At 75.2% G+C, this 22,843-nt stretch carries 16 protein-coding genes; 14 read left to right on the forward strand and 2 right to left on the reverse strand.

The features are described 5' to 3' along the window. The first annotated feature begins 226 nt into the window (after positions 1 to 226). Positions 227 to 3,955: a S8 family serine peptidase gene (locus ACQP12_RS11665; protein ID WP_433287356.1), complete on the forward strand. Its 3,729-nt coding sequence runs from the start codon at positions 227 to 229 to the stop codon at positions 3,953 to 3,955. A 187-nt stretch (positions 3,956 to 4,142) separates the two neighbouring features. Here ACQP12_RS11665 and ACQP12_RS11670 read toward each other — a convergent pair whose 3' ends face one another. Beyond that, positions 4,143 to 5,126 (reverse strand): helix-turn-helix domain-containing protein, encoded by a 984-nt coding sequence (locus tag ACQP12_RS11670; RefSeq protein WP_357949315.1) that lies wholly within the window; start codon positions 5,124 to 5,126, stop codon positions 4,143 to 4,145. Between the two features lie 79 nt (positions 5,127 to 5,205). Here ACQP12_RS11670 and recN point away from each other — a divergent pair, with 79 nt between their 5' ends. The 9 genes from recN (at position 5,206) to ACQP12_RS11715 (ending at position 17,853) form a co-directional block, all read left to right on the forward strand. Then, positions 5,206 to 6,963, forward strand: a complete 1,758-nt coding sequence (recN, locus tag ACQP12_RS11675; protein WP_433287359.1) for a DNA repair protein RecN — start codon at positions 5,206 to 5,208, stop codon at positions 6,961 to 6,963. 118 nt (positions 6,964 to 7,081) lie between these two features. Beyond that, positions 7,082 to 8,260, forward strand: a complete 1,179-nt coding sequence (gene steA, locus ACQP12_RS11680; protein ID WP_433287361.1) for a putative cytokinetic ring protein SteA — start codon at positions 7,082 to 7,084, stop codon at positions 8,258 to 8,260. A gap of 27 nt (positions 8,261 to 8,287) precedes the next feature. Further along, positions 8,288 to 9,229 (forward strand): copper transporter, encoded by a 942-nt coding sequence (locus ACQP12_RS11685; protein ID WP_433287363.1) that lies wholly within the window; start codon positions 8,288 to 8,290, stop codon positions 9,227 to 9,229. A gap of 46 nt (positions 9,230 to 9,275) precedes the next feature. Further along, positions 9,276 to 10,139, forward strand: a complete 864-nt coding sequence (locus ACQP12_RS11690) for a hypothetical protein (RefSeq protein ID WP_433287365.1) — start codon at positions 9,276 to 9,278, stop codon at positions 10,137 to 10,139. A gap of 1 nt (position 10,140) precedes the next feature. Continuing rightward, entirely contained in the window at positions 10,141 to 11,835 is a 1,695-nt protein-coding gene (murJ, locus tag ACQP12_RS11695) for a murein biosynthesis integral membrane protein MurJ (protein ID WP_433287366.1), read from the forward strand. Continuing rightward, a complete protein-coding gene (locus ACQP12_RS11700) occupies positions 11,832 to 12,965 on the forward strand; it encodes a glycosyltransferase family 4 protein (protein WP_433287368.1) in 1,134 nt (377 codons plus the stop codon). Before murJ ends, ACQP12_RS11700 begins: the two co-directional genes overlap by 4 nt. After that, positions 12,965 to 15,316 (forward strand): hypothetical protein, encoded by a 2,352-nt coding sequence (locus tag ACQP12_RS11705; RefSeq protein WP_433287370.1) that lies wholly within the window; start codon positions 12,965 to 12,967, stop codon positions 15,314 to 15,316. The genes ACQP12_RS11700 and ACQP12_RS11705 overlap by 1 nt, the downstream gene beginning before the upstream one ends. Positions 15,317 to 15,466: 150 nt before the next feature. Then, on the forward strand, positions 15,467 to 17,221 hold the full coding sequence (locus ACQP12_RS11710) for a CTP synthase (RefSeq protein ID WP_433287372.1): 1,755 nt from the start codon (positions 15,467 to 15,469) through the stop codon (positions 17,219 to 17,221). Positions 17,222 to 17,247: 26 nt separating this feature from the next. Next, entirely contained in the window at positions 17,248 to 17,853 is a 606-nt protein-coding gene (locus ACQP12_RS11715) for an NUDIX domain-containing protein (RefSeq protein WP_433287374.1), read from the forward strand. Between the two features lie 68 nt (positions 17,854 to 17,921). On the opposite strand, the gene ACQP12_RS11720 is transcribed toward ACQP12_RS11715, so the two are convergent. Continuing rightward, a complete protein-coding gene (locus ACQP12_RS11720) occupies positions 17,922 to 18,176 on the reverse strand; it encodes a TM2 domain-containing protein (protein WP_433287376.1) in 255 nt (84 codons plus the stop codon). A 291-nt stretch (positions 18,177 to 18,467) separates the two neighbouring features. Between ACQP12_RS11720 and ald the strand changes: the two genes are divergently transcribed. The 4 genes from ald (at position 18,468) to ACQP12_RS11740 (ending at position 22,842) form a co-directional block, all read left to right on the forward strand. Beyond that, positions 18,468 to 19,583 carry an alanine dehydrogenase gene (ald, locus tag ACQP12_RS11725; protein ID WP_357949342.1) on the forward strand — a complete coding sequence of 372 codons (1,116 nt, stop codon included), beginning with the start codon at positions 18,468 to 18,470 and terminating at the stop codon, positions 19,581 to 19,583. An 11-nt stretch (positions 19,584 to 19,594) separates the two neighbouring features. Further along, complete coding sequence (locus tag ACQP12_RS11730; protein ID WP_433289235.1) at positions 19,595 to 20,587, forward strand: site-specific tyrosine recombinase XerD; 993 nt, start codon at positions 19,595 to 19,597, stop codon at positions 20,585 to 20,587. A 228-nt stretch (positions 20,588 to 20,815) separates the two neighbouring features. Next, positions 20,816 to 21,739, forward strand: a complete 924-nt coding sequence (locus ACQP12_RS11735; RefSeq protein ID WP_254341557.1) for a ParA family protein — start codon at positions 20,816 to 20,818, stop codon at positions 21,737 to 21,739. A gap of 41 nt (positions 21,740 to 21,780) precedes the next feature. After that, positions 21,781 to 22,842, forward strand: coding sequence for a segregation/condensation protein A (locus ACQP12_RS11740; RefSeq protein ID WP_433287379.1), 1,062 nt, complete (start codon positions 21,781 to 21,783; stop codon positions 22,840 to 22,842). The last annotated feature ends 1 nt before the right edge of the window (position 22,843 follow it).

Consider the following 22,843-nt stretch of genomic DNA (forward strand, 5'->3'; position numbering starts at 1 on the left):
CGCCGCTCCGGCGATCCGACAACGCCGCTCCGGCGATCCGACCACCGCGGGCACCGGGGCGGTGACCATCCGCTCGTCCCGTCGCGGCAACCTCGTGTCCACCTGGCGACATGTCGCCGGTGCGGCGCGGCGTACCTAGTGACCGGCAGATGATCTCCGTCGCAGACTCCGGTGGGCCGGCCTCAATCCCCCCCGAGGCCGGCCCCCGAGCAGAGGAGCGCATCGCATGCACCGGTCCCCACGCTGGCTCGCCGCCGGCGCGGTCGGGGCGCTGGTGGTCGGGCTCGCCGCACCGGCGTCCGCCGATCCGGCCGCCCGGCCCACCGGCCCGAGCCCGGCCACGGCCGCCCCGGGCGCCGCACCCGCCCGCATCACCCTCATCACCGGCGACCGGGTCGACCTCGTCCGGGCCGCGCCCGGCCGGGTCGCCGCCACGGTCCACCCCGGTCCCGGCCGGGAGCGGGTCACCTTCCACACCCTGGAGGTCGACGGCGGGCTGCGCGTGCTGCCCAGCGACGTCGTCCCGTACCTCACCGCCGGGGCGCTCGACCCGGACCTGTTCGACGTGGAGGAGTTGGCCGCCGAGGGCTACGGCGACGCCGCGCAGGGCACGCTGCCGCTGATCGTCCGCTACCAGCAGCCGGCCGCCGGCCGCGTGCAGGCGCTGGCCGGCGCCACCGCGACCCGTGCGCTGCCGAGCATCAACGGCGCCGCGCTGCGGGTCGACAAGGCCGACCTCGGTGGGCTGTGGACCACGCTGGGCGGCGCGCCGGCGGTCCGGAGCGCAGGCGCCGCGCCCCGCCTCGGTGGTGGCATCGCCCGGATCTGGCTCGACGGGCGGGTGCACCCGGCGCTGGAGCACAGCGTGCCGCAGATCGGCGCCCCGGCCGCGTGGGCGGCCGGCCGGGACGGCACCGGTGTCCGGGTCGCGGTGCTCGACACCGGCGTCGACGCCACCCACCCCGACCTGGCCGGTCGGATCGCCGAGGCGCAGGACTTCACCGGCAGCGGCAGCGCCCGGGACGGTCACGGCCACGGCACCCACGTGGCGTCCACCATCGCCGGCAGCGGCGCGGCCTCCGACGGCCTGCGCAAGGGCGTCGCGCCGGGAGCGCGGCTGCTGATCGGCAAGGTGCTCGACGACGGTGGCAGCGGCTACGACTCGGGGATCATCGCGGGCATGGAGTGGGCCGCCCACTCCGGCGCGAAGGTGGTCAGCATGAGCCTCGGCGGCCCGGCCACCGACGGCACCGACCCGATGAGCCAGGCGGTCAACGACCTCACCGCCGAGACCGGCGCGCTCTTCGTGATCGCCGCCGGCAACGAGGGGGCGGCGGGCACCGTCGGGTCGCCCGGCGCGGCCGCGGCCGCGCTCACCGTCGGCGCGGTGGACCGCGACGACAACCTGGCCGACTTCTCCAGCCGCGGCCCGCGGTTGGGCGACAACGGCCTCAAGCCGGAGATCACCGCGCCGGGTGTCGGCATCGCCGCCGCCCGCGCCTCCGGCACCACCATGGGTACGCCGGTGGACGAGGCGTACACGCGGGCGTCCGGGACGTCGATGGCGACCCCGCACGTGGCCGGAGCGGCCGCGATCCTCGCCCAGGAACACCCGGACTGGACCGCCGGGAAGCTCAAGGACGCGCTGGCCAGCACCGCGAAGGCGAACCCCGCGCTGACCGTCTACGAGCAGGGCGGCGGCCGGGTCGATGTGGCCCGCGCGCTGAGCCAGCGGGTGTACGGCTCGGCCACCGCCGACTTCGGCCGGGTGAACACCGGCGGCGCGGCGGCGGAGCGGACCGTGACGTACACCAACGGCACCGCGTCCCCGCAGACCCTGCGGCTGGCCCTGGAGCTGCGCAACCTCGACAGCGGCGCCGCCGAGCCGGACGGGATCTCGCTCGACGCCACCGAGGTGACCGTGCCGGCCGGCGGAAGCGTGAACGTCCCGCTGCACGCCGACCCGGCGAAGCTGGAGCGGGGAGTGCATGGCGGGTGGCTGGTGGCCACCGGCGCGGACGGTGTCGCCGTACGCACGGCCGTCGGGCTCACCCTCAGCGGCCCGATCCACACCGTCACCCTGCGCGCCCTGGACATGGCCGGGCAGCCCGGCCTCTCGCCGGTGGTCACCCTCTTCGGTGAGCACTCTGACTCGGACCAGCTGCTCTGGCTTCCCCCCACCGGGTGGCAGGTGCAGGTCGAGGAGGGTCCGTACCTGCTGGAAGGCCTGATCGAGCACGGCGCCCCGCTGGACGAGCAGATCACCCTGGTCACCGACCCCGAGCTCATGGTCGACCGGGACCTGACGGTGGTCCTCGACCCGCGCAAGGGCACGCCGGTGCGGATCGAGACGCCGAAGCCGACCGAGCAGCGGGCGGCGATCAGCTTCTACGAGCACCGGATCTTCGGCAACGGCCGGCAGGTCGACCACGGCGTCATGAACTTCAGCACGACCCAGCAGGTCAACGTCACCCCGACGCGGCCGGTGAGCCGGGGCGAGTTCGAGTTCGCCTCCCGCTGGCAGCTGGTGGCGCCCATGGTGGACGCCCAGGTCGGTAAGGTTGCCGGTCCGCTGGACATCAACCTGCTGGGCCAGTCGCCGGCTCCGGCGGGCCGGCGGAAGCTCCCGCTGGTCTGGGCGGGCGACGGCACCGCCGCCGAGCTGGCCCGGGCCGGCGCCCGAGGTGCGGCCGCGCTGGTGGCCGGCAGCTACGACCGCGCCGAGGAGGACCAGATCGCCGACGCCACGGCGGCCGGCGCCGCCATGGTGCTCATCGTCCGTCCGGCGGACCGGAGCGCGTGGACGGTCTGGCGTCCGGACGGGGACCGGTTGCCGATCCCGTCGCTGGTGGTCGCGAACGACGACGGACAGCGGATGATCGCCGCGGCGAAGCGCGGCCGGGTGACCCTCGACGTGACGCTGACCGTGGACAGCCCCTACCTGTACGACGTGTGGCAGGTGTCGAAGGGGCGGGTCCCGGAGCGGATCGTGCACCGGGTGACGGCGGACAACACCGCCGAGGTGACCGCCCGCTACGCCGACACCGGCGGGTCCGACTGGGCCACCGAGCAGCGGTTCGGCTGGCGCCCCTGGCAGGAGTACTCCTGGAACGACGACCAGCGGATGGTGCGTACCGGCACCACCCGGCAGGAGTTCGTCAGCGCCGGGGACTCCTGGTGGCAGCAGCGGGTGCTGCACCGGCTCACCTGGTCCTGGGGGCCGCTGCTCGGCGGGCTCGCCGAGCAGCCCCGGCGGTACGCCGCCGACGACCGGGTCACCGCGACCTGGCACGCCCCGGTGGTGCGGCCGGCCGTGCCGGCGAGCGGCGGAGCGCCGGTGCCCACGCGCACCGGCGACACCCTGGACCTGCGGGTCGCCGAGTTCGTCGACGCGGACGGCCACTACAGCCCGGCCGGGTACGGCGAGGAGCAGGACACCGTCGAGCGCCGGCTGAGCCGGGACGGGCAGCAGATCGCCGACCTCACCGGCGGCTGGGCGCCCGTGCCCACCACCGCGGACGCCGCCCGCTACCGGCTGGACGTCACCACCGGGCGGTCCTCGGACGAGTGGCAGCGGTCCACCCGCACCGAGACGGCCTGGGAGTTCACCTCGGCCCGCCCGGCCGGTTCCGCCGCCCGGCCACTGCCGCTGCTCCAGGTCGACTACCGGGTTCCGGCCGACCTGCGCGGCGAGGTGGCCGGCCGGCCGCACCGGCTGGAGCTGACCCTGCGCCAGCCGGCGGGGCTGCCGGCGCCGACCGGCGGTCGGGTCACCGTCGACGTGTCGTTCGACGGCGGGCGGAGCTGGCGGGCGGTGCCGGTGCACGGCTCCGGCACCCGGTTCACCGCCGCGGTGCCGGCCGGGCACGGCACGGTGTCGCTGCGCACCCACGCCCGGGACCGCGCCGGGAACACCGTCGAGCAGACCGTGCTCGACGCGTACGGGCTGCGCTGAATCGTCGGGCGGGGCGGCCCCGGGGGTGCCGCCCCGCCCGGCAAGGCGGGGCGGCGCCTCGTCGGTTCTCAGGGTGCCGCCCCGCCCGGCCAGGCGGGGCGGCGCCTCGTCGGTTCTGAGGGTGCCGCCCCGCCCGGCTGAGGCGGGGCGGCGTCTCGTCGGTTCTGAGGGTGCCGCCCCGCCCGGCTCAGATCCAGCCCCGCCGGGCGACCTGGAAGGCCAGCCCCGGCCGGGTGTCCACGCCGGCGAGCTCCATGAGGTCGGCCAGCCGGCGCTGCACCGTACGCCGGCTCACGCCGAGCTGCGAGGCGATCGACTTGTCCGGCACCCCGGCCACGAAGAGCGAGAGCAGCCGCGCCTCGTCGGGGTCCGGCCGGTAGCCGTCGCCGTCCCGGGCGATCGGCGGGGCGGCCGGGCCCAACGGCGTCGCCATCAGCCAGTGGCTCTCGAACAGCGCGAGCAGCGCGTCCAGCAGCTGGCTGCGGCCGATCACCGCGGCGCTCGGTTCGCCGCTGTCCCGCTCCGGCACGAGCGGGCAGACCGCCGTCCGGCCGTCCACGATGGCCAGCCGGACGGGCAGCCGGTCGAGGACGCGGGCCTGCTCACCGGCGCGTACGCCCTGCTCGACGTCCGCCAGCGCGCCCGGTTCGAGGAGCATCCCGCGTTCGTAGATGGCCCGGTAGCGGACCCCGCGGGCCAGCGCGTCGAACTCCTCGACGTTCTCCTGGCCGGCCATCGCGAGCGGGTTCGCCCGGCAGAACCAGAGCACCTCGGACCGGGCGCCGTTCTGCAGGTCGCGCAGGCGCTCGCGGAGCGCCCGGGCGCCGGTGACGACCTCGACCAGATGCTCGGCGTCGTGCCGGCGCATTCCGGCCCGGTACTCCTCGGTGAGCTGGGTGACCGCCGCGCGGGCCGACTCCAGGGCCTCCTGGCGGCGCAGCAGCGCCTCGCCGAGCGGGACGTCGGGCGCCAGCGGCCGCAGCGGCGCGTCGGGCTCCGGCCCGGCCGGCAGCACCAGTCCCTTGCCGCGCAGGGCGTCGAGCTGGGCCAGGATGTCCGCGTGCGGGCGGCCGAGCCGCTCGGCCAGCTCGCCGGCCCGCGCGGTCGTGAGCTGCACGAGGCAGCGGTAGAGCCGTTCCTCGTCCGGGGTCAGGCCGATCACGTCCAGCACGGGGCAGAACTGTACGACCCCGCCACGGGCACCGCGCCGGCTGGTCAAGTGTCGGAGGACGCGTCTACTGTCGGGTGCTGTGCTGGAAGAGCTGCGCATCACCGGACTGGGCGTCATCGAGGACACCACGCTGCCGCTGACCGGCGGGATGAACGTCATCACCGGCGAGACCGGTGCGGGCAAGACCATGGTGGTGACCGGCCTCGGCCTGCTCTTCGGCGGCCGGGCCGACGCCGGCCGGGTCCGGGCCCAACCGGGCCGCGCCGTGGTGGAGGGCCGGCTGCGGCTGGACGGCCGGGTGGCCGGGACGGTGCACGCCCGGATCACCGACGCGGGCGGCGAACCCGACGAGGACGGCTCGCTGCTGCTGAGCCGCACGGTGACCGTCGAGGGCCGGTCCCGCGCGCACCTGGGCGGCCGCGGCATGCCGGTGTCGATGCTGGGCGAGGTCGGCGAGCAGGTGGTGGCCGTGCACGGCCAGTCCGACCAGCTCCGCCTGCTGCGCCCGGCCGAGCAGCGGGCCGCGCTCGACCGGTTCGCCGGCCCGGAGCACGAGAAGCTGCTCGACGCGCTGCGCGAGGCGCACACCCGGTGGCGGGCGGTGGTCGACGACCTGGCCGACCGGCGGCGCAACGCGCGCGAGCGCAACCAGGAGGCCGATCTGCTCCGGCTCGGCCTCGATGAGATCACGCGGGTCGACCCGCAGCCGGGCGAGGACGACGAGCTGAAGGCGGAGGCGCAGCGCCTGGAGCACGCCGAGGGGCTGCGCACCGCGGCCCAGGTGGCCCAGCAGTGCGTGGCGGGCGGCGTCGAGGCGGCCGACGACACCCCCGACGCCACCGCGCTGCTCGGCACCGCCCGGCGCACCCTCGAGGCGCAGGCCGGCACCGACCCGGCCCTGGGGGAGCTGGCCGCCCGGCTGGAGGAGGCGGCCACGCTGGTCACCGACGTCTCCGCCGAGCTGTCGACCTACCTGGCCGCGCTCGACGCCGACCCGGCGCGCCTGCAGACCGTCTACGAGCGCCGGGCCGCGCTGCGCGGCCTCACCCGGAAATACGCGGACGACGTCGACGGGGTGATCGCCTGGGCCGAGCGGGCCCGCACCCGGCTGTCCGACCTGGACACCTCCGACGACCTGCTGGACGAGCTGGATCGGGAGGCGGCCCGGCTCGCCGGTGAGGTGGCCGACCTGGCCGGCCGGGTCTCCACCTCGCGGCAGGAGGCGGCGGTCCGCTTCGCCGAGCAGGTCACCGTCGAGCTGGCCGGGCTGGCCATGCCGCACGCCCGGATCGAGGTGGCCGTGCTGGCCCGGCCGGCCGGGCGGGCCGAGCCGAGCCTGCCGGTCAACGGGGTCGAGGCCGGCGTCGGGCCGGACGGCGCCGACGAGGTGGAGCTGCGGCTGCTCGCCCACCCGGGCGCGCCGGCGCTGCCGTTGCAGCGGGGCGCCTCCGGTGGCGAGCTGTCCCGGGTGATGCTCGCCATCGAGGTGGTCTTCGCCGGCTCGGGCGGCCCGCCCACGCTGGTCTTCGACGAGGTCGACGCGGGCGTCGGCGGGCAGGCCGCGGTGGAGATCGGCCGCCGGCTGGCCCGGCTGGCCCGCAGCCACCAGGTGCTCGTGGTCACCCACCTGCCGCAGGTCGCGGCGTTCGCCGACCGGCACCTCGTGGTGGCGAAGGACACCGGGGGAGCGGTCACCACGAGCGGCGTCCGGGTGGTGGAGGACACTGAGCGGGCCCGCGAGCTCGCCCGGATGCTCGCCGGTTTGCCGGACTCGGATCTGGGTATCGCGCATGCGGAGGAGCTCCTGGCCGTGGCGGCCAAGGAAAGGCGCCCGTGATCCCGAGATTGTGAGCGCAAGCACACCGGCGTGCGCTCCGGTGTGCTTCCCTGGGTAGGCGGCCCTGCTCAGGCATGTCGCGACAGCAAAACATGCCTCACATGCCAGGATGGTCACGATGCGTCTACCCACGTTGCGCCGGACCCGGAACGCGGAACCGGGCTCAGTCCTCGGTACCGCGCGCCTCGACCGCCGGACGAAGCGGCTGGTCGGGCGGCTCCGGCCGGGCGACGTCGCGGTCATCGACCACGTCGACCTGGACCGGGTGGCGGCCGACTCGCTGGTGGCCGTCGGTGTCGCGGCCGTGCTCAACGCCAAGCCGTCGGTGTCGGGGCGCTACCCGAACCTCGGCCCCGAGGTGCTGATCGCGGCGGGCATCCCGCTGCTGGACGACCTCGGTGAGAGCGTCTTCGAGCAGATCCGCGAGGGCGACGTGGTGCGCATCGAGGGCAACACGGTCTTCGTCGGCGAGGAGCCGGTCGCGCACGGCGCCCTGCAGGACGCCGAGACCGTGGCGAAGTCGATGGCCGACGCCCGCGAGGGGCTGTCGGTGCAGTTGGAGGCGTTCGCCGCCAACACCATGGACTACCTCAAGCAGGAGCGCGACCTGCTGCTCGACGGCGTCGGCGTGCCGGAGATCCAGACCCAGATCCAGGGCCGGCACTGCCTCATCGTGGTCCGCGGCTACGACTACAAGGCCGACCTGGACGTGCTGCGCCCCTACATCCGGGAGTTCAAGCCGGTGCTGATCGGCGTGGACGGCGGCGCCGACGCGCTGGTCGAGGCCGGCTACACCCCCGACATGATCATCGGCGACATGGACTCGGTCACCGACGACGTGCTGCGCTGCGGCGCCGAGGTGATCGTGCACGCCTACCCGGACGGCCGGGCGCCCGGCCTGCCCCGGGTCGAGGGCCTCGGCGTGCCGGCGATCACCTTCCCGGCCGCGGCCACCAGCGAGGACCTGGCCATGCTGCTGGCCGACGAGAAGGGCGCCTCGCTGCTGGTGGCCGTCGGCACCCACGCCACCCTGGTGGAGTTCCTCGACAAGGGCCGGGGTGGCATGGCCTCGACCTTCCTGACCCGTCTGAAGGTGGGCGGCAAGCTGGTCGACGCCAAGGGCGTGAGCCGGCTCTACCGGCAGAGCATCTCCGGTTCCTCGCTGCTGCTGCTCATCCTCTCGGCGGTGGCCGCGATGGCCTCCGCGGTGGCGGTCTCCACAGTCGGGAAGGCGTATTTGGGCGTGGTGTCGGAGTGGTGGGACAATTTCGTGTTCCAGCTCGGCCAGATCTTCTAGCTCCCCGACGATCAAGAGGCTGCAAGCGTGATCAATTTCCGCTACCACGTGGTGTCCCTGACCGCGGTCTTCCTGGCCCTGGCCATCGGCCTGGTGGTCGGCACGGCCGCCCTCAACGGCCCGGTGGCCGACTCGCTCAAGGAGCGGGTCAACGGGCTCAGCAAGGACAACTCGCTGATGCGCCAGTCGGTCAACAGCCTCCAGAAGGAACTGGACATGGAGGAGGACTTCGCCGCCGAGATGGCGCAGGTGATCCTCCCGGGCAAGCTGAACGGCCGGCGGGTGCTGGTGCTCAGCCTGCCCAGCGGCCGGGACCACACCGAGGGCGTGGTCAAGATGCTGCAGCTCGCCGGGGCCAACGTCACCGCCCGGATCGACGTCCAGGACAAGTTCATCAACCCGGACAGCAACAACAACCTGCTGGAGCTCGCCGTCACGGCGGCCCGCCCCAACAGCGTGCCCACCTCCGGTTTGCCCGGCAACGGGCACGGCGTGGAGACCTCCAGCGCCCTGCTGGCCAGCGTGCTGCTCGACCGGCCGCAGGGCAGCCCGGCGGTCAGCGACGCGGACCGCCGGTCGGTCGTGCAGCAGTACACCAACTCCGGCTACCTCACCCCACAGGACAAGATCGGCGGCGCCGCCGAGGCGGTCGTGGTGGTCAGCGGCCAGCCCTACGTCGACAAGTTCTCGGCGGAGAAGGACGCGTCGGTGGTGAAGATCGCCGAGCAGTTCGACCGGACCGGCGCGATCGTGGTCGGCGGCATGGGCTCGACCGGCGACAACGTGGTCTCCGCGGTCCGGGGCGACCCGGTGCTGTCCCAGACCATCTCGACCGTCGACAACGCCAACACTGTCCAGGGGCAGCTGGTCACCAGCCTCGCCCTCGTGCAGCAGCTGACCGAGAAGAAGGCCGGCCAGTACGGCGTCGGCGACAACGCCGCCGGCCTGCTGCCTAAACTGCCCCAGTGACCGGTCCGTGCCGCGTCGCGCTGAACATCCGGAACGGAGGGGTCGCGTGAGACTGGGTCGGCTGCTGGCCGTCGGCGCGGGGGCGCTGGCCGCCCGCTACGTGCTGCGGGAGGTGCGCAGCTCGCCGAGCGCGCCGGTGCTGGAGCGCACCAACTTCCGGGGCCGCACCGTGACCCTGGCCGCCGGTCCCGCCCTCGCGGTCGGCGCGGCCACCGCGGGCGCGCTCGGTGCCGGCAGCGCCCCGGCCGGCGCGGCCGCCCTGCTCGCCGGGGTGGGCGCGGGCTCCGTGGGCCTCTACGACGACGTCGTCGGCGCGCGCCCCGACCAGAAGGCCGCCAAGGGCTTCGCGGGGCACCTGGCCGCGCTGCGCGAGGGGCGGGTCACCGCCGGGCTGGTGAAGATCGCCGGCGTGGGCGCGGCCGGGCTCGGCGCCGCGGCGCTGCTCGCCGCCGACCCGCGGGTCGCCGCGCACCCTCGCCGGCAGGCGGCCGGCGGCCTCCGCCGCGGGCTCGACGTGCTGCTCGGCGCCGGCGTGGTGGCCGGCACCGCCAACCTGGTCAATCTGCTCGACCTGCGCCCCGGCCGGGCGCTCAAGGCCGGCATGCTGCTCGGCGCACCCATCGCCGGCGGCCCGTTCGGGGGCATCGCGGCGGGCGCGGTCGGGGCGGCCGCCGGGCTGGTCCAGGAGGACCTCGACGAGCGGGTCATGCTCGGCGACAGCGGCGCCAACGCGCTCGGCGCGGTGCTCGGGGTGAGCCTGGCCGCGCGGACCGGGCCACTGGGCCGGGCCGGGGTGCTGGCCGTGCTCGCCGCCCTCACCGCCGCCAGCGAGAAGGTGAGCTTCACCCAGGTGATCCAGCGGACCCCGGGGCTGCGGCATCTCGACGAGCTGGGCCGGCTCGCCGACTGACGTGACGAAACCGGCACCCCTCGCCGGCGCCGGCCGCGTGGCCGGAGCGGCCGCCCTCATCGCCGTCCTCACCGTCGTCAGCCGGCTGGCCGGCTTCGGCCGCACCGCGGTCTTCACCTGGACGCTCGCCCCCACCGACCTCGGTGGCGCCTACCTGGTGGCGAACTACGTCCCGAACTTCATCTTCGAGATCGTCGCCGGTGGCGCGCTGGCCAGCCTTGTCGTACCGCTGCTGGCCGGCGCGGTCGAGGCGGGGGACCGGCGGGCGGTGGCCGCCACCACCGGTGCCCTGCTCACCTGGACGCTCAGCCTGCTGGTGCCCCTCGCGGTGCTGGTGGCGCTGCTCGCCGACCCGCTGCTGGGGCTGCTCGGCCACGGCCTGGACGGCGCCCAGCAGGAGGCCGGGGCGCGGATGCTGCGGGTCTTCGCCCCCCAGTTGCCGCTCTACGGCGTCGGCATCGTGCTCACCGGGGTCCTCCAGGCGCACCGGCGGTTCGCCTGGCCGGTGATCGCCCCGCTGCTGTCCAGCGTCACCGTCATCGTGGTCTATCTCGGCTTCACCGTCGCGGAGGGGCGGCTGGCCCGCGTCGCCGAGGTCGGGCCGGGGGGTGAGCTGCTGCTCTCCGGCGGCACCACGCTCGGCGTGGTGGTGCTGTCGCTGTCCCTGCTGGTCCCGCTGCGCCGGCTCGGGCTGCGGCCGCGGCTCGGCTTCCGGTTCCCCGCCGACGCCCGGGCCCGGGTCGGCGGGCTGGCCGTGGCCGGGGTGGTCACCGTCGCCGCCCAGCAGATCGCCCTGGTCGTCGCGCTCAACCAGGTCACCTACGGCCGGACCGCCGACGTCGGCGTCTACAACCTGGCCCAGACGATCTACTTCCTGCCCTGGGCGGTGCTGGCCGTGCCGCTCGCGGTGGCCGCGTACCCGACGCTGGTGGCGGCCCGGGCGGCCGGCGACGAGCGCGCCTACCGGGACACCCTCGCCCCGGCGGTACGCGGGGTGGTGCTGTTCAGCCTCCTGGGGGCCGCCGCGCTGGTCGGCGTGGCCGGCCCGGTCGGGCACTTCTTCTTCGACCCCGCCGACGCGGGCACGGCTGCGGCGGGCATCGCCGGCTTCGCCCCCGGTCTGCTCGGCTACGGCCTGTTCGCGGTGCTCACCCGGGCCCTCTACGCGCGGGGGGAGACCCGGGCGGCCACCGTCGCCACCGCGCTCGGCTGGCTCACCGTGCCGGCGCTGGCCGTGCTGCTCGCGCACCTGCTGCCCCTGGCCGACCGGGTGCTCGCCGTGACCCTGGCCACCTCCGCCGGCATGCTGCTCCTCGGCGGGCTGCTGATCGTCGCCGTGCTCCGCTCCGCCGGCCCGGCCGCGCTGGCCGGCGTCGGGCGGGCCGGGGCCGCCGGCCTGCTCGCCGCCGCGGTCGCGGGGCTCGGCGGCGCGGCCACCGCCCGGGGACTCGCCGGACTCGCCGGCGGGACCCCGACGACACCGGAGGCCCTCGTGCAGGGCATGCTGTCCGGGGTCGTGGTCGCCGCGCTGTTCCTCGCCGTCGCCTGGTTGATCGACGCCCGCGACGTCCGGCCGCTGCTCGCGGCCGTGACCCGCCGGCTCGGCCGGCGACGCCCGCCCGGCGGGGGTGACGGCCCGCGGGAGGACCAGCGTCCCGGCGAGCGGGGCGACGGAAAGGAGACCGTTTCCTCATGACGGACGCCTCGTCGGCGCCGCGGTGGCCCGGCTCCGTGGCCCTGGTGCTCGCCTCCAGCACCGGTGGCGTCGGGCAGCACGTCCGCTCGATCGCCCGGGGCCTGACCGAAGCCGGCGCGTCCGTGCTGGTCTGCGGCCCGGCCGCCACCCAGGACCAGTTCGACTTCACCGGGGTGGGCGCCCGGTTCACGCCGGTGGAGATCCCCGCCAGCCCCACCCCGGCCGACGCGCGTGCCGTCGCCGCGCTGCGCCGGGCCCTGGCCGACCCGCCAATCGACGTGGTGCACGCGCACGGGCTGCGCGCCGGCCTGGTCGCCGTGCTCGCCCGCCCGGCCGCCCCGCTCGTGGTCACGTGGCACAACGCCGTGCTGGCCGGCGGGCTGCGCGGCGGGCTGTCCCGGCTGGCCGAGCGGATCGTCGCCCGGAACGTCCGGGTCGCCCTGGGCGCCTCCGCCGACCTGGTCGACCGGGCCGCCGCGCTCGGCGCGGGCGACGCCCGCCTCGCCCCGGTCGCCGCGCCGGCACTGCCCGCGCCGCGCCGCCGCCGGGCCGCCGTCCGCGCCGAGTTCGGGGTCGGCGCCGACCGGCCGCTGATCCTCTCGGTGGGCCGGCTGCACCCGCAGAAGCGGTACGACATCCTGATCGACGCGGCCGCCCGGTGGCGTACCCGGCAGCCCGCGCCGCTGGTGGTGATCGCCGGCAGCGGGCCCGCGTACCTCCCGCTCGCCGCGCGGATCTCGGCCGCCCGGGCGCCGGTGACCCTGCTCGGGCACCGCACCGACGTGGCCGACCTGCTCGCCGCCGCCGACCTGGCCGTGGTGACCAGCGACTGGGAGGCCCGCCAGCTCTTCGCCCAGGAGGCGCTGGGTGCCGGCGTGCCGCTGGTGGCGACCGCCGTCGGCGGCCTGCCGGAGCTGGTCGGCGACGCGGCGGTGCTGGTCCCCGCCGGGGACGTGGACGCCGTCGACGCGGCGGTGCGCGACCTGCTGGACGACGAGGCCCGTCGCGCCGACCTGGGCCGCCGGGGCGCCGCCCGGGCCGCGACCTGGCCGACCGAGGCGGACACCACGGGCGCCCTCGTCGACCTCTACGCGGAGCTGACGCCCGAGCACTCGACGGGGAACCGGTGATGCTGCGCAAACTGACCCCGGTGCTGCTGACCCTTGTCGTGGTGGCGCTCGGCATCACCGCGCTGGCCGCGCGCCCGGACGACGGCGCGCCGGAGCGCAGCGCCGACTTCGTGGTGCTGGCCGGGGCGGCCGGGCTGCGCTGGGAGGACGTCGACCCGCAGACCACCCCCACCCTGTGGCGGATGGCCGAGCAGGGCTCGATCGGCTCCCTGTCGGTACGTTCCGCGCACCGGCCCACCTGCCCGGTCGACGGCTGGCTCACCCTGGGCGCCGGCAACTTCGCCGCCTGGAACGGCAGCCGGCCGGGCGGGGGCTGCCCGGCCACCGGGGTGACCGTCGAGCAGCCCGACGGGATCGGCGCGAACCTGCCTGACCAGGAGAGCGTCGTCGCGTACAACCAGGACCGGCTCTCCTGGGGGACCACCCCGGGCGCGCTGTCCGAGTCGGTGCGCTGCTCGGTGGCGGTCGGCCCGGGCGCCGCGGTGGCCGCCGCCCGCCCGTTCGGCCGGGTCGACCGGTATGCGCCGGTGCTCCCCGCCGACCCGGCGAAGCTGCTCGGCTCCTGTGTGCTGAGCATCGTCGACCTGGGCACCGTCGACGGCGCGGATCCGACCAACCGGGCCGCGCAGGCCCGCCAGGTGGACGCCCAGCTCGCCCGGGTGCTCGCCGCCCGGCCGCCCCACTCGCTGGTCCTGGTGGCCGGGGTCTCGGACACCGACACCCCGTCCCGGCTGCACGTCGCGGTGGCCGACGGTCCGGGCTGGGGCCGGGGCTGGCTGACCTCGCCGAGCACCGCCCGCGAGGGCTACCTGCAACTGGTCGACCTGGCGCCCACGGCGCTGGCGGCACTGGGCCGCCCGATGCCGGAGCGGCTCTTCGTCGGCCGCCCCGCCCTGTCCGTCGGCGACCGCCCCGACGACCTGCGCGCCGCGATCGACGCGCCCGCCGACGCGGACCGCGAGGCCGCCGCCCAGCGCCGGGTCGCCGGCTGGTTCTTCACCCTGCTCGCCGCCGCCCAGGTGGCCCTCGCCGTGGCGGTGCTGCCGCTGCTGCGCCGGGCCCGCCGGCACGCCGGCCCGCACGGGCCCGAGCCGGTGTCCCGGCGGGTGGTGGCGGCGGTGGAACTGCTGCTGATCGCCGCCGCGCTCGCCGTGCCGGCCGCCCTGCTCGCCGACGCCGTGCCCTGGTGGCGCGGGTCGCACGCCGGCTGGTGGTTCGCCTCCGTCACCGCCCTGCTGACCGTCGGCGGCACCGCCGCGGTCCGGTTCACCCCCGGCCACGAGCGCACCCTCGGTCCGCTCGGCGCGGTGGCCGCCCTGGCCACCCTGGTGGTCGGGGTGGACGTGCTCACCGGCTCCCGGTTGCAGCTCAACGGCGTGATCGGCTACTCGGCGCTGGAGGGCGGCCGGTACGCCGGCCTGGGCACGGTCGGGCTGGGCGTGTTCATCGCCGGCTCGCTGCTCTGCGGCGGCTGGCTGGCGCAGCGGGTCCGCCGGGCCTGGCGGCCGATGGTGATGGTCGCGGTCGGCGGGGCGGCCGTCGTCATCGTGGGCAGCCCCTACCTGGGGGCCGACTCGATCGGCGCGATCGCGCTCACCGCCGGGGTGAGCGTCGCCGCCGCCATCTGCACCGGCGGCTGGCTGACCGTGAGCCGGCTGGCCTGGGCCACCATGGCCGGGCTGGCGGTCACCATCGGCTTCGCCGTGGTCGACGTGGGCCGCCCGGAGGCCGAGCGGGGGAGCCTGGGGCGCTTCCTCGCCGCGCTCGGCGACGGCACCGGCGGGCTGACCGTGCACCGGTCCAGCACCGCCAACTTCCAGACCCTGGTGAACAGCCCGCTGACCGTCCTGGCCCTGGCCGGCGCGGCGCTGGTCTGGTTCGCCCTGCTCCAGCCCTGGGGCGGCCTCATGCGGCTGTTCGGCATCTATCCGGCGATCCGGGCGGCGATGGCCGGCACCGGGGTGGCCGCCGGCCTGGGCGGCGTGCTGAGCGGCTCGGCGCTGGACGTGGCCGGGGCGGCGGGGGCCCTGGTGGTGCCGATGGCGGCCCTGGCGGCCCTGCGGGTACTCGACCACTCCACCGACCGCACCCAGCCCGGCAGCGGCCGTCCGGGCGACGAGGGCGGGTCGGCCCCGCCCGGCGGCCCGGGCGGGGACCGTCCGAGCGGCGGGCGCGCGGCCGCAGTACCGGGCGCGGGCGGCGCCGCCCGGCCCGAGCCCGACCCTGAGGCCCCCGAGGGCGCTCCGGGGGGCCCAGACCGGGGTACGGGGGCGCCGGACGCCGCCGCCGACCGGACGCCCCGGGTGCCCGCCCAGCCCGGCCCGGCATCGACCGAGGTGCCCGCCGGCTGAGGCGAACCGGGCTTCACGTGCGCCGACGGCGGGTGCGACGCCGCTGCGGGGCCGAGGAGGTGTTACCGTGGAATCCCGTGGATCGCGTGATCACTTGGCTGATCGGCACGGCGGTTCGCACGACCGCTACGGACGACACGGGAGCAGGCCTTGGCCCCTTCAGCACGGACGACCAGGCACATTTTCGTCACCGGGGGCGTCGCCTCCTCGCTGGGTAAGGGCCTCACCGCCTCCAGCCTCGGCAACCTGCTCACCGCGCGCGGGCTGCGCGTCGTGATGCAGAAGCTCGACCCGTACCTCAACGTCGACCCCGGGACGATGAACCCGTTCCAGCACGGCGAGGTCTTCGTCACCGAGGACGGCGCCGAGACCGACCTCGACGTCGGCCACTACGAGCGGTTCCTCGACCGGGACCTGTCCGGCAAGGCGAACGTCACCACCGGGCAGATCTACTCGGCGGTGATCGCCAAGGAGCGGCGCGGCGAATACCTGGGCGACACCGTCCAGGTCATCCCGCACATCACCAACGAGATCAAGGCGCGGATCCTCGGCATGGCCGACCCGGACGCCGGCGGCCAGGTCCCCGACGTGGTGATCACCGAGGTCGGCGGCACCGTCGGCGACATCGAGTCGCTGCCGTTCCTGGAGGCGATCCGCCAGGTCCGGCACGACCTCGGCCGGGACAACTGCTTCTACCTGCACGTGTCGCTGGTGCCCTACCTGGCCCCGTCGGGTGAGCTGAAGACCAAGCCGACCCAGCACTCGGTGGCGCAGCTGCGCAGCATCGGCATCCAGCCGGACGCCCTGGTGCTGCGCTGCGACCGGGAGATCCCGGACAAGGTCAAGGAGAAGCTCTCGCTCTACTGCGACGTCGACCGGGAGGCGGTCACCGCCGCGCCGGACGCGCCGAGCATCTACGACATCCCCAAGGTGCTGCACCGGGAGGGCCTCGACGCGTACGTGGTGCGCCGGCTCGGCCTCTCCTTCCGCGACGTGGACTGGACCCGCTGGGACGACCTGCTCGACCGGGTGCACCAGCCGCGCCACACGGTGACCGTGGCGCTGGTCGGCAAGTACGTCGACCTGCCCGACGCGTACCTGTCGGTGAGCGAGGCGATCCGGGCGGCCGGCTTCGGCCACCGGGCCCGGGTGCAGCTGCGCTGGGTGCCCAGCGACGACTGCGTGACCCCGGCCGGCGCGGCGGCGGCCCTGGCCGGCGTCGACGGCATCGTCATCCCCGGCGGCTTCGGCGTCCGCGGCATCGAGGGCAAGATCGGCACCGCCCGGTACGCCCGGGAGAACGGCATCCCGCTGCTCGGCCTCTGCCTCGGCCTGCAGTGCATGACCATCGAGGTGGCCCGTCACCTGGCCAACCTCGACGGGGCGAACTCGCTGGAGTTCGACGAGGAGGCCACCCACCCGGTCATCGCCACCATGGCCGACCAGGAGGACATCGTCGCCGGCAAGGGCGACCTGGGCGGCACCATGCGGCTAGGCGCGTACCCGGCGAAGCTGGCCGAGGGCTCGCTGGTCGCCGAGGCGTACGGCAGCACCGAGGTCAGCGAGCGGCACCGGCACCGGTACGAGGTCAACAACGCCTACCGCGACCAGCTCACCAAGGCGGGCCTGACCATCTCCGGCACCTCGCCGGACGGCCGGCTGGTCGAGTTCGTCGAGCTGGACCGGGACCTGCACCCGTTCTTCGTGGCCACCCAGGCGCACCCCGAGCTGAAGAGCCGGCCGACCCGGCCGCACCCGCTGTTCGCGGCGTTCGTGAAGGCCGCCGTGGCGTACTCCGAGGCCGACCAGCTTCCGGTCGACCTGGAGGCCCCGGCGGAGGCGGCCGCGAAGAAGGCGGGCCGCAACGGCGGCGCCGCGGCGGCGAAGGCGGCGTCCGCCTCGTGAGCGAGCGGAGCGAGCGAGGCGGTGGCGTGAGCGCGGTGGAGCACCGGTACGAGGTGACCGGGCACCGGGAGATCTGGTCCGGCCGGATCTTCTCGGTGGTCAGCGACGACGTCACCATGCCCGGCGGGGGCAGCGCCACCCGCGACTACGTGACGCACGTCGGCGCGGTGGCCGTGGTGGCCCTCGACGACGCCGGCCAGGTGGTGCTGATCCGCCAGTACCGGCACCCGGTGGGCCGGCACCTGTGGGAGCTGCCCGCCGGGCTGATGGACGTCCGGGGCGAGGACCTGGCCACCGCGGCGGCCCGGGAGCTGGCCGAGGAGGCCGACCTGACCGCCGGCAGCATCGACCTCCTGGTCGACCTGCACAGCTCGCCCGGGTTCAGCAACGAGGTGGTCCGCGTCTTCCTGGCCCGCGACCTCGCCGAGGTGCCCGCCGAGCAGCGCCACGACCGGCGCGACGAGGAGGCCGACCTCCAGGTCGTCCGCGTCGACCTCGACGAGGCGGTCCGGATGGTCCTGGCCGGCGAGATCACCAACGCCTCCTGCGTGGCCGGGCTGCTCGCCGCCGCCCGCGCCCGGGAGACCGGCTTCACCGAGCTGCGCCGCCCGGAGGCGCCGCTGCCCCGCTAGGCCGGGTCGGACGACGAAGGGGCCGCGCGGTGCGAACACCGCGCGGCCCCTGCCGTTCGTGCCGTCGTTCAGTCGCGCAGCGGGCGTCCCTGCCCGTCGACGCCACCGTTGACCAGGATCAGGATGCCGTCGATGAGGCCCCAGATCGCACCGAAGCCACAGGTCACGAGCGTCACCACGAGCTGGATGACGGCCGTCTTGGTGTCGCCCATGTAGAACCGGCCGGCACCGAAGCCGCCGAGGAGGATCTGCAGGATGCCCGCGACGATCTTGCTCTTGTCCGAGACGCCCTGCGGGTACTGCTGGTAAGGAGGAGTGGTCATGAGCGGACACCCTAGTGATCGACAGCGCTCCTGTCCGCACCGGCGCCCGGACGGTGGAAGGATATTTACCGAACATTGTCCTGACGGCTGAGGCGGTCTCCACCGCTCAGCCCGGTCGATGCCTGACACACCGTCAGCACGACCGGGCACCGGATGTCACTGTGTTGGCCTCCGTGGGGTTCCCACGCGCCTAGACTGCCGCCGGGCGGGACCGGTGGACCGCGACGGCAAAGGGGCCGCCGCGGCGCCGCGCAGTCGGGGGTGAGCGTCCCCGAGGAAGGTGTCTGCATCGTGAAGGTCGGAATCCCACGCGAGGTCAAGAACCACGAGTACCGCGTGGCGATCACGCCCGCGGGCGTCAACGAGTTCACCCGCCACGGCCACGAGGTCTTCGTCGAGTCCGGCGCGGGCGTCGGCTCCAGCATCACCGACGACGAGTTCGCCGCCGCCGGCGCCAAGATCCTGGCCACCGCCGACGAGGTCTGGGACACCGCCGAGCTGGTGCTCAAGGTCAAGGAGCCGATCGCCGAGGAGTACCACCGGATGCGCGAGGGGCAGGTGCTCTTCACCTACCTGCACCTGGCCGCCTCCAAGGAGTGCACCGACGCGCTGGTGGACCGGAAGGTCACCGGCATCGCCTACGAGACCGTCGAGCTGCCCGACCGCTCGCTGCCGCTGCTCGCCCCGATGTCCGAGGTGGCCGGCCGGCTCGCCCCGCAGGTGGGCGCCTTCTACATGATGCGCACCGGTGGCGGCCGGGGCGTGCTGCCCGGTGGCGTCTCCGGCGTGTACGCGGCCAAGACCGTGGTCATCGGCGCCGGCGTCTCCGGCCTGAACGCCGCCGCCATCGCGCTGGGCCTGCAGTCCGAGGTGCTGCTGCTGGACAAGAACGTCGCCCGGCTGCGCCAGGCCGACGCCATCTACCGGGGCCACCTGCAGACCGTCGCCTCCAACGCGTACGAGATCGAGCGGGCCGTGGTCGACGCCGACCTGGTGATCGGCGCGGTGCTGGTGCCCGGCGCGAAGGCCCCGAAGCTCATCTCCAACGAGCTGGTCTCCCGGATGAAGCCCGGCAGCGTGCTCGTCGACATCGCCATCGACCAGGGCGGCTGCTTCGAGGACTCGCGTCCCACCACGCACGCCGACCCGGTCTACAAGGTGCACGACTCGATCTTCTACTGCGTGGCGAACATGCCGGGCGCGGTGCCGAACACCAGCACCTACGCGCTGACCAACGTCACCCTGCCGTACGCCCTCGAACTGGCCAACCAGGGCTGGCGCGGTGCGCTGCGCAACGACCCGGCGCTCGCCCTCGGCCTGAACACCCACGCCGGCCAGGTCGTCTACGGCCCGGTCGCCGAGGCCCACGGCATGGACGTGCTGCCGCTGGCCGAGGTGCTCGGCTGAGGGACGGCGGCCTGACCGCGACGACGGACGGGGCCGGTGCGGGCGTCGAGCCCGCGCCGGCCCTGCGCCGTGCCGTCCGGGGCTACCTGGACCATCTCACCGTCGAGCGGGGACTGTCCGCGAACACCCTCGCCTCGTACCGCCGGGACCTGGACCGCTACCTGTCCACCCTGGCCGCCGCCGGCGTGACCGACCTGGCCGCCGTCGGCGCCGCCGACATCGAGGCGCACCTGGGCCGGCTTCGCGCCGGCGACGCCGACCACCCGCCGCTCGCCGTCTCCTCCGCCGCCCGCGCGGCCAGCGCCGTGCGCGGCCTGCACCGCTTCGCGCTGCGGGAGGGGATGAGCGGCGCCGACCCCGGCCGTGACGTCCGCCCGCCCGCCCCGCCGCGCCGGCTGCCCCGGGCGCTGCCGGTCGACGCCGTCGTGCGGCTGCTGGAGACCGCCGGCCCGGTCACCGCGACCGGCGAGGCCGCGCCCCGCGCGTTGCGCGACCGGGCGCTGCTGGAATTCCTGTACGGCACCGGCGCGCGCATCTCGGAGGCGATCGGCGCCGCCGTGGACGACCTCGACCTGGACGCCGGAACCGTGCTGCTGCACGGCAAGGGCGGGAAGACCCGGCTCGTGCCGGTCGGCGGGTACGCGGCCGAGGCGCTGCGCGCCTGGCTGGTGCGGGGCCGCCCGGCGCTGCTGGCCGCCGGGCGGGGCACCGCGGCCGTGTTCGTCAACGCCCGCGGTGGACCGCTCACCCGGCAGGGCGCCTGGACCGTGCTGCGCGCCGCGGCCGAACGGGCCGGCCTGCCGGTCGACGGGCCCGAGGCGGTCTCCCCGCACACCCTGCGCCACTCCTACGCCACCCACCTGCTCGACGGCGGCGCCGACGTGCGGGTGGTGCAGGAACTGCTCGGCCACGCCTCGGTGACCACCACGCAGGTGTACACGTTGGTCACCGTGGAACGGCTGCGCGAGGTCTACGCCACCGCCCACCCGCGCGCCCACGGCTGAGCGCGAGGAGTGAGCCGGGGTTGCGAGCCCCGCAGTCGAACGAACCAGCGTCCCGGCTGACCGCTGCCCGACACGCCGACCCGCTACCGAACGCGCTGCTGGCACGTGGCGTACAGTCGGCTTCGGCGCGGGCCTCCAGGGGTGACGGACCGGGGGTGCGCAGCGGCGCCGCGAGGGACGTCGGACGGCTCCGACGCCGGGTGGTCGTCGGGAGGGGGCAACGAGGACATGGCAGGAAACGGTGACCGCGCCGAGACCTGGACGTCGGAGCTCCGCGAGCAGCAGGCGACGCTCGGCGCCGACCTCGGCCCCGCCGACCCGGCCGCCTACACCATGCGCAAGCCGATCCCCGAGCCGATGCCGACCGACCGGCACGGCCCGGCGCGGATCATCGCGATGGCCAACCAGAAGGGTGGCGTCGGCAAGACCACGACCACCATCAACCTGGGCGCCGCCCTCGCCGAATACGGCCGCAAGGTGCTGCTCGTCGACTTCGACCCGCAGGGCGCCCTCTCCGTCGGCCTCGGCGTCAACCCGCACAACCTCGACCTGTCGGTCTACAACCTGCTCATGCAGGACGACGTCACCGCCGAGGACGTGCTGATCAAGACCGACGTGGCCGGGCTGCACCTGCTGCCCGCCAACATCGACCTCTCCGCCGCCGAGATCCAGCTGGTCAACGAGGTCGCCCGGGAGATGGCCCTGGCTCGGGTGCTCCGCACGGTCCGCAAGGAGTACGACTTCATCCTGATCGACTGCCAGCCCTCGCTGGGCCTGCTGGCGATCAACGCGCTGACCGTGGCGCACGGCGTGCTCATCCCGCTGGAGTGCGAGTTCTTCAGCCTGCGCGGTGTCGCGCTGCTGCTGGACACCATCGACAAGGTGCGCGAGCGGCTCAACTTCGACCTGGAGCTCGAGGGCATCCTCGCCACCATGTACGACAGCCGCACGACCCACTGCCGGCAGGTGCTCCAGCGGGTGGTGGAGGCGTTCGGCGACAAGGTCTACCAGACGGTGATCACCAAGACCGTCAAGTTCCCCGAGTCGACGGTGGCCGGTGCGCCGATCACCACCCTCGACCCGGCCTCCTCGGGCGCGCGCAACTACCGGCAGCTCGCCCGCGAGGTGATCGCCGCCCAGGCGGAGCGGTAGGCCGCACGCCGGGTGACCCCGTCGTGGACTACGGTTTGCCGGTGACCGCACCGCCCCTCGACCCGCCGCACGGCGCCGCCGACCCGGTGGCCGCCGCCGAGCTGGCCGCCGAGGTCGACGGCGTGGTGCCCGCCGACCCGGCCACCGTCGAGGAGACCACCGGTTTCACCGTCCGGCTGGACAACTTCACCGGCCCGTTCGACCTGCTGCTCCAGCTCATCAGCAAGCACAAGCTGGACGTCACCGAGGTGGCCCTGCACAAGGTGACCGACGAGTTCATTGCGTACCTGCGGGCCATGGGCGACCAGTGGGACCTCGACGAGACCAGCGAGTTCCTGCTGGTCGCCGCCACGCTGCTGGACCTGAAGGCGGCCCGGCTGCTGCCCGCCGCCGAGGTGGAGGACGAGGAGGACCTCGCCCTGCTCGAGGCCCGGGACCTGCTGTTCGCCCGGCTGCTGCAGTACAAGGCGTACAAGGAGGCGGCGGCGCACATCGCCGAGCTGGAGTCGGTCGGCGGGCGCCGCTACCCGAGGGCGGTCACCCTCGAACCCCGATACGCCGAGGCGCTGCCCGACCTGGTGCTGGGCATCGGCCCGGAACGGCTGCTCAAGCTCGCGCTCCGGGCCATGTCCCCGAAGCCGGTTCCCGAGGTGTCCATCGCGCACGTGCACATGGTCCGGGTCAGCGTCCGGGAACACGCCGAGATCATCTCCGAGCGGCTGCGCCGCGCCGGCACCGCCAGCTTCTCGCTGCTCTGCGCCGACTGCGAGATCACCCTGGAGGTGGTGGCGCGCTTCCTGGCGCTGCTGGAGCTCTACCGGCAGGGCCTCGTCGCCTTTGTTCAGGAGCAGGCGCTGGAGGAGCTGACCGTGCGCTGGACCGGCGCCGCCGACGGCGACACCGAGCTGACCATCGACGAGTACGCCGGCTCCCCGGAGCCGGCCACCCCGCCGGCGGACACCCCCTCCGCCCCGGCGGACGACGCCGCGCCGACTCAGTCCGCGGCGGCGGACGACGGCGCGCCGACCCGGTCCGCGGCGGCGGACGACGCTGCGCCGACCCGGTCCGCGGCGGCGGACGACGCCGCGCCGACACAGGAGTGAC

Origin of the sequence: Micromonospora sp. CA-244673, from assembly GCF_050948395.1 — a bacterium.
Classification (GTDB): Bacteria; Actinomycetota; Actinomycetes; order Mycobacteriales; family Micromonosporaceae; genus Micromonospora.

Excerpts from the sequence above, each read along its gene's own strand:
- ACQP12_RS11705 (WP_433287370.1), top strand. The coding sequence starts at position 12,965 with ATGCTGCGCAAACTGACCCCGGTGCTGCTGACCCTTGTCGTGGTGGCG.
- ACQP12_RS11735 (WP_254341557.1), top strand. The coding sequence starts at position 20,816 with ATGGCAGGAAACGGTGACCGCGCCGAGACCTGGACGTCGGAGCTCCGC.
- ACQP12_RS11700 (WP_433287368.1), top strand. The coding sequence starts at position 11,832 with ATGACGGACGCCTCGTCGGCGCCGCGGTGGCCCGGCTCCGTGGCCCTG.
- steA (WP_433287361.1), top strand. The coding sequence starts at position 7,082 with ATGCGTCTACCCACGTTGCGCCGGACCCGGAACGCGGAACCGGGCTCA.
- ACQP12_RS11665 (WP_433287356.1), top strand. The coding sequence starts at position 227 with ATGCACCGGTCCCCACGCTGGCTCGCCGCCGGCGCGGTCGGGGCGCTG.
- ACQP12_RS11720 (WP_433287376.1), bottom strand. The coding sequence starts at position 18,176 with ATGACCACTCCTCCTTACCAGCAGTACCCGCAGGGCGTCTCGGACAAG.